The 7,393-nt window shown below is 64.2% G+C and carries 6 protein-coding genes; 2 read left to right on the forward strand and 4 right to left on the reverse strand.

Annotation, left to right across the window (positions count from 1 at the left end; genetic code table 11):
- Positions 1 to 137 precede the first annotated feature (137 nt).
- From lysM to GY937_16865, 3 genes are all read right to left on the reverse strand, one after another.
- On the reverse strand, positions 138 to 584 hold the full coding sequence (lysM, locus tag GY937_16855; GenBank protein ID MCP5058375.1) for a peptidoglycan-binding protein LysM: 447 nt from the start codon (positions 582 to 584) through the stop codon (positions 138 to 140).
- 174 nt (positions 585 to 758) lie between these two features.
- The gene (locus GY937_16860) at positions 759 to 1,247 is read right to left on the reverse strand and encodes a hypothetical protein (GenBank protein ID MCP5058376.1); all 489 of its coding nucleotides are present in this window, start codon (positions 1,245 to 1,247) and stop codon (positions 759 to 761) included.
- A 595-nt stretch (positions 1,248 to 1,842) separates the two neighbouring features.
- Positions 1,843 to 4,095 carry a hypothetical protein gene (locus tag GY937_16865; protein MCP5058377.1) on the reverse strand — a complete coding sequence of 751 codons (2,253 nt, stop codon included), beginning with the start codon at positions 4,093 to 4,095 and terminating at the stop codon, positions 1,843 to 1,845.
- A 148-nt stretch (positions 4,096 to 4,243) separates the two neighbouring features.
- On the opposite strand from GY937_16865, the gene GY937_16870 reads away from it, so the two are divergent.
- Together GY937_16870 and GY937_16875 are read left to right on the forward strand one after the other, a co-directional pair.
- Entirely contained in the window at positions 4,244 to 5,677 is a 1,434-nt protein-coding gene (locus GY937_16870; protein ID MCP5058378.1) for a sugar transporter, read from the forward strand.
- Between the two features lie 55 nt (positions 5,678 to 5,732).
- A complete protein-coding gene (locus tag GY937_16875; GenBank protein ID MCP5058379.1) occupies positions 5,733 to 6,128 on the forward strand; it encodes a hypothetical protein in 396 nt (131 codons plus the stop codon).
- Here GY937_16875 and GY937_16880 read toward each other — a convergent pair.
- Positions 6,125 to 7,246 carry a hypothetical protein gene (locus tag GY937_16880; protein MCP5058380.1) on the reverse strand — a complete coding sequence of 374 codons (1,122 nt, stop codon included), beginning with the start codon at positions 7,244 to 7,246 and terminating at the stop codon, positions 6,125 to 6,127. The genes GY937_16875 and GY937_16880 overlap by 4 nt on opposite strands.
- Positions 7,247 to 7,393 lie beyond the last annotated feature (147 nt).

Raw genomic sequence — 7,393 nt, forward strand, 5'->3', positions numbered from 1 at the left:
CCGCCGGAATTCGCGCTTCTGGCGACACGTAGCTGAACATCGCAGACTGGTCGTGATCGGTTCCGCGCATCTCTCACCCCCTGATCATGCGTGTACCAACCGATTGGCGGACCCGCACGGGGTTTTTCCGCAGCCTGCTAGTTGTCCTGGGCTGGAATGCGTAGGACCTGGCCGGGGTAGATCTTGTCCGGATCCTTCAGCATCGGCTGATTGGCTTCGAAGAGCAGCGTGTACTTCATGGCATCGCCATAGAATTCCTTGGCGATCTTCGAGAGCGAATCTCCACTGACGACCTTGTAGTACTGGGACGGTGCGGCCGGTGCGGCCACCTCGACCTGATCGTCCACCTGGGCAATGCCGGGCGTGTTTCCGACCGCGATGACGGCCTTCTCGCGGGCATCCTGGGCTGCAGCCTTGCCCTTCACGACGGCCTTGTCGCCATCGACCTCGACTTGCAGGCCTTCCAGGCCCAGATCGAGATCCTCCACCTTCTTCTGAACGGCGGCAGAGTCATTCTTGAAACCCTTGCCGAGCTGGTCCATCAGCCCTTCACCGGCTTCCTTCACGAAATCGAACAAACCCATGGGGCGCCTCCTTTTGGCGAAGCCGAATGGTCGCCATACACAGGGCAGCCCTCAATAGGAGAAGGACACAAAAACGTGAACCTGAGTCATGAGTGTGGGGAGGAAGCTGCACTCTCTTGGCAGGACAGGCGAGAAGACGCGGGCCGGGAGGCCCCGGCCCGCGCTCAGCCGGCCTCAGTAGCTCGCAATCACCGGGAACCGGAAGTGATGGCTGAAGCGCCTGCCGCGGCGACCGATCCGCTTGCGAACCTGCGAAGCGCGGAGATCGGTGGCGCCGTTCGGGCCGACCAAGAATGCGGAGGGCACGAGCGATCCGAGGCTGGTGCAACCGGCACTGCCGACGAAATCCGCACCGTTCGAAAGATCCGATGCGCGGCTCCATCGCAAGCCCTCGGCGGGCACGGGGATGACGACCGGGTTGCCTACCCGGTTGCCGTTTCCGTCACGTGCGACGCAGCGGACGACAGCCGCACCGCCGCGGCTGGTGAACACCAGCGCACTCTCGACCGCGTCCGGGTCAGCGGGATCCACGGGGTCGACGAGTGCTGCGGGGAGTTCATCCGCCGTTCGCTCGATTTCGATCTCGGTATCGGATTGAGCAAACGAGGGTGAGGCCACGAGGGCAAGGACCAGAAGTAGACGAGTAGGGCGTAGAACAGACATGCGGGTTCCTTCCATCCAGGAGTTTCGGTTGTGTCCTGGGAGAAGTCCCAGGCAGACGCCGCGCTCTCGAGGCGTGTCGTCTCGAGGGTGCAACCCGGGTGGGTGGGGGAAGTTGCGTTTCTGTCTGTGGGGCGGTCTTGGGGTGGTGGGCCGCTTTGCTTCTCGTGGTGGATCGCGGGCCGGGGGACGGCCAGCGCGGAATGGCTCGGCCGGGCTTGGGCGGCCGCTCAACGCATGGACGCGGGTTCGCTTACGCGGCTTTGCCGCTAGCGAACTTGCGCACGCTCAGCGGATGAGATGCCTGCGCTCTATTTCCTTGCTGGCCGTCCCCCGCCCCGCGAATCCTCGCATCCGCAACCGGGTTGCCTTGCCGGGCCGGGTGCACTTGGGACTTGAATCGAACACTGGCATGAGGCCCGTTCGGCGCGCGCTTGGGTTGCGCTGCGGCCAAACTGCGGAGGGCACCACCTCGTCCAGCGTTCTAGGCGGTCACCCGGGCTCTGGTCGAATTTTTTCGATCGGTCTGGGCGCAAGCCGTGGCGACCCGTGCCCTCGAATGAGAAGGGGGATGGTCTCATCGCCGGCGGAGGTGATGTTAGTCGTCGATGATCGGGATGCCGGTCTGGGCGCTTTGGTAGAAGTTGGAGCGTTGTTCGACGGCTTCGGGTGCGCTCTGGCCGCAGAAATGGCCCTCGAATTGTCCGATGCAACCCGGTGAGGGCGGGACGGCGGCGCCGTCGGGGACGTATTGAGCCATGGCCGACGTCGTCGTGGCATCGATGTTGGCCTGGAGCGGGGCGGCTTGTTCGGGGATGTCCGACACCCGGACTGCGTTCGGGAGCAGCTGCGGGATGCCGCCGAGCTGGCGGGCCATGGAGCGGGTGGCGTTGTTGGCGGTGAAGCTGTCTTCGATGCCCTCGACGACCAGGATCGAGGCTTTTTGCGTCGTGCCGTCGACGAGTACCGGCTGGCGGTAGATGAAGCGGGCGTGGTTGTGCGGATCCTGCTCGTCGTAGGAGACGGCAAAGAGATGCAAGGTCATCCACAGGTCCGGCGCGCGAACTCCGGTGAGGATGCCTGGCAGGAGGACGGTCAAGAACGGATCTCCGCCGGTCGGTAGGCTGCGATCCTGGTATTCGAGGAGTTCGGCGAGTCTTCCGGCGCCGACGACCATGCCTGCGGCGGCAATGTCCGGCTCGTAGGCGAGGAAGGCCCCGGCGTGGGTGGAGCCGTAGCTGATGCCTTCGTAGGTCAGGGTCGTGGGATCGAGGTCCGGCATTCCGTCGGGTGCACCGACGGGCAGGACGTCCAGGCTTCCCATGCTCTTCAGGGCGCTGACGAATGCCATTTGCTCCCCGTAGGTCGTCATATAGAAATCCGGGGCCGCTCCGTTGATGATGACGTTTCCGAAGATCACTTGCTGCTGGAAGTTGATATCCGGAAGCGTCCGGTTGATGGCGTCCGTGAACCCGGCGACCGCGAAGCCATCGCCGCCGTAGCGCCGGCCGGAGGACGGGACTTCCCCCTGGGCGCTGCCCGGGTTTCCGTGCTGGTACATGATGATCGGTGCCGGAACACCCGCGGCCGCGCTGGTCGGGAGCGAGAGGATGAAGGGCACGCTCTTGGTCCCACTCGTGAGAAGGGCGCCCTGGGCATCGTGCTGGAGGTAGAGAGCGCTGAGCCACAGCGACGAATCAAAGGTGCCTTCCACGATCGCTGCGACATCCGGGTTGGGGTCTGCAGTGACGCTGGTGATGACCACGTTCGGGGGAGTGGCGAGGACGTGTTGCCGCATCGCGAGCGGATCGTCGATGAATTGGTCCGTGCTCCGAATCGTCAGGCGAACAGCCAGGACGACGTCATCGCGGAGGATCGGAACCGGTGACAACGTTTCCGCAACGCTGACCACATCCTCCGCCAGATCGCGAGCCTGTGTCGTCTCCGGGTCTTCTCCGGGAACGAACATGCCCGAAACGGCAGTGCCGAAGCCGGAGCGCCCGAGCGGCTCGCCCGCCCCGTCGAGCACACGATCGGTCACGACCAGTCCGTAGACGCCGAGCGGTTCGAGGGCGATGCCGGGCGACAAGACCAGCGCATGGGATATCGGCTGGCCCGGTAGGGTGTCGTTGCGCGGGATCAGCTGGAAGGGCACACGCGTGCCAAAGCTCGGGCTTCCCGGTGTGAGATCCAGAAGGGCCACGGTCGACAGGGGGTTCATCGATGCGTCCCGATCCGTGGGCACGCTGGCCGGATCCACGGCGTTGGAGATCTGAACCGCCAGATGTCCGAGCGGGCTCCAGCCATCGCTCGTCGTTTCCGTCGTGTTGCCCAGCACCGTGATCAGGGAGATCGCCGTACCCGGTGCGTTGGGAAGCGTCAGGCTGGGGCGCAACCCGGTCGCCGTCGATGCGTCGGGGACGGTCATGAAGTCGTCCGGAAACGGCAGGGGCTGGTCCGGATCGCGCCGGTCGTGCACGGCGGTGAACGCCGGGCCCGCTGCGGCGGTCTGGAAATTGACGAAGGTGGGGCCGCCCGTCGTGCCCAGCCGAAGCTGGCACGCCGCGGCCGCGGGCATCGCGGTGCTCGGCAGGATGACCGCGGTGTCGGAATCGAGCTTGGTGCGGGTGGTGGTGATGACGTTGCCGTCACAGGTCAACAGGATCCGACCCAGGGACTTCTTGGCCACGGCGGCAGAGAAGTCGAGGACGGGCCAGGCAGTCCGCGCCACCGTTCCGCCCTCCACCGGATTGCTCGCCACGAGGCTCGGGAGAAGCGGGTTGCAACTCGCCGCCGTGAGGGCCAGCGCCACGAGGCCTGCCGCGAGCGTCATTCGCCTTCGTGACTGCATCCTCAGCCTCCATCCATAGGGGTGGGGTAGATCTGCCATAGCGACTGCCCACACTACCAGGAACGGAACTTGCCGTCATTGCTGAATTTTCCGGGATTTCGGACTGAAACCGGGCGCCCTGTGCTACCCCCGGGGGACTGGAGATCGCGTGTCCGACACCGAGCAGACCCCCCTTCGCGTGCGCCTCGCCTATGGCGTGGGCTCAGTGGCCTACGGGGTCAAGGACAACGGTTTCTCCTATCTCCTGCTCTTCTACTATGACGTGGTCCTCGGCCTGGAGAGAAGTTGGGTCGCTGCGGCGCTCTTCGCGGCGCTCCTCGTCGATGCCATTTCGGATCCGATCGTCGGCTACGTGTCCGACCATTGGCGATCACGCTGGGGGCGGCGGCATCCGTTCATGTATTTCGCGGCGCTCCCGGTCTCGGTTTCCTACCTGCTCCTCTGGAACCCGCCCTCGGCGCTGAGCCAGACGCAGCTCCTGGCATGGCTCTTCTTCGTGGCGATTCTCGTGCGGACGTTGATCACGCTCTACGAAATCCCCTCGACGGCGCTGGTCTCCGAACTCACCGACGACTACGACGAGCGAACGTCGCTACTCGCCTACCGCCACTTCTTCGGCTGGTGGGGTGGGTTGACGATGAATGCGCTGGCATTTCTAGTGCTCTTCCCCGCGGCGGGAGGGCAGGCGGAGCCCGGTGGCTACCAGTTGTACGGTTGGATCGCGCCCGTGCTCATGTGTCTGGCGATCCTGATCTCTGCTGCGGGGACCCACCATCGGATTCCGACGCTGAAGGCTCCGCCGATCACAGAGCACCATAGTGTCCGGGTCGCGTTCCAGGAGCTGAAGGAGACGCTTTCCAATCCGTCGATTCGTGTGCTCTTCGGCGGCGCGATCTTCTACGGAATCGCCGCGGGTCTCAGCGCTTCGATCAACATCTACATCAACACCTACTTCTGGGGCCTCGATTCGAAGCAGATCGGCCTCTTCTCCCTTTCGTATTTCGGCTCAGCGATGCTCGCCCTGCCGCTCTCGCCGTTCCTCTCGCGCAGGTTCGGGAAGAAGCGCGCCGCAATCGTGATGTCCTGTTTCGCGTTGTTCATGCTTCCGCTCGTGGTTGCGTTGCGGCTCTTCGACATCATGCCTCCGAACGGCACCAACGCTCTCTTCTTCGCGCTGCTCTGCTTCAATTTCGTCGATATCATGCTGTTGATCAGTTCGACGACGCTCATCTCATCGATGGTGGCGGACGTCGTCGAGGAGAGTGAGGTCTCGACCGGACGCCGCTCCGAGGGCGTCTTCTTCGCCGCCCGGACGTTCGCGCTGAAGATCGTCTCGGGCGCGGGCATCTTCTCCGCTGCGATCCTGCTCAGTTGGATCGGCTTTCCGTCGGATGCAGCCGGAGGCGGCGAGGTCACCCCGGAAGTGCTGCGGCGCCTCGGCATGGTCTACGTCGGCAGTGTCGGAAGCCTCTACGCTATCGCGATCTTCTTCTACTCGCGGTATCGGATCAGCCGGGAGAGCCACGAAGGCCACCTGCGCAGCCTGGCCGAACGGGGCTCCAGCGAGCCGGAACCCGGGTGACAACCCGCTGCGGAATCGGAGTGAGAACCCGCTGCATTCGTGCTAGCGGTAGGCCGTGAAGACGCCGAGCTGGTTCGATCCTCGCGCAGGTTTCTGGGGCGCCCTCGTCATGGGCAGCCTGGTCGCGCTCATCAACGCGTCCCACGGCTATGCCGCAGCGGCCACCTCCGCGGGAAAGCAGGCGATCTACACGTTCTTCTTCGGCGGGCTGATCATACAGCTCTGTGCACGCCTGGCGGCACGGCCCGGTCGGCAGGCGCCGATTCTGGCGGTGGCCATCGGTGTGCCCTCGGTGGTGACGATCTTCCTCATCTATCTGGTCCACAACCTGCGCGGCACGCCAGAGCCGCTTCTCTCGACGGCTGCGGTCGCATGCATCGCGGTGCCGTCGTTCACGGTCTGGTCACGCAAGATCCGGACGCTCACCGGAGATCAAACCCAGGAAGCCTAACGTCGGCGCAGAACGTGACGCCGGAACGCCTGGATCACCGGTACCTGGTTGAGCCAACGCGATGCATCCGCTCGGACGGGGTCGACCTTGCTGCTCGGTCCTGCGAAGCCCGGAGGAATCTGGCTGATGAATTCCGGGGGATCTTCCGCCTCGTCGAGGAAATGATACTCGTAGCCGGGGAGCAGGAGCTCTTCCGGGGCTGCCACATCGATCGTTCGCAGGCCGAAGCTCGAGAGCTCGGTGGTGGTCGCTTGAAGGGCGCCGATCCAGATCTGACGCCTTCCCGCAAAGAAGAGGTACTGCACCTTGCGGTTGGTCGAAGCGATGCGAAAGCGACGCAGCCGGCCATGGTAGATCTTGCTCTTCGAAACACTGCGTTCGAGGATGCCGTTCTCGAGGTCGGGTTCGAAGCCCTTGGCGAACTTCAGGGACGTCGGGTCGTTCTTGCGAGTGAATCGGGCAATGGGCCGGCCGCGGTAGATCAGGTTGCGTGGGTCCGCCTGGGCCCGGAGACGTGGATCCATGAAATCGCTGTAGGGTTCGACGCGATCATCCGGGCCTCGTCGCAGGATGCGCCCGACGGCATCGTTGTCGTACTGGATCTTCTTGGCCTGGCTGCTCAAGGTCTCCAGGCTCGTCTGGATTTCGAGGGGCAGGTCGGTCGTTTCTTCCGCGGATTCCACCATCTCGACGCCATCGCGGATGATCAGCGTGACATCGCCCTTGCCGATCCAGTTCTCGTTCTCCGATCGCACGTAGTGCGAAGCCGAGCGCCAGACGAGGGAGATGTCCTTGTAGAAGATGCGCGGGTAGATGCGACGTTCAGCTCTGGGCAGGATCACGTAGGCAACGAAGAAACGGATGTCCTCATTCTGACGGACGTCCGTCAGGTAGTAGGCGACGCCGAAGAGCTCGATCTTGAAGCGCGGCACGTAGCCCAGGGAGAGCAGGCGTCGAGGTCGGCTGCGGGTGCTGCCCGAGGGAAGGATCTTCGCCCCCGCGTCGAGACGCGCCAGGAATTCGCGGTTCACCTGCCGCGGCGAAAGCTCCGCTGCACCTACGCTCGGAGCGAGGAGGGTGGGGATCGGCGGCCGTTTGGGTGTCCGGCGTCCCGGCATGGATGGCTCCTAGCCTGAACTATGCACGAAAGTTGGCTGAGAAGCTGGCTTTCCAATGTTTCAGCGTGCCGCGCGGCGATTGACGCTGACGGATCTCGTTTTGGGTGGTCGATGCCCATTCCGTGGCGCGAATGCGGAGTGTGCTTC

It is taken from the genome of bacterium (assembly GCA_024228115.1).
Taxonomy (GTDB): domain Bacteria; phylum Myxococcota_A; class UBA9160; order UBA9160; family UBA6930.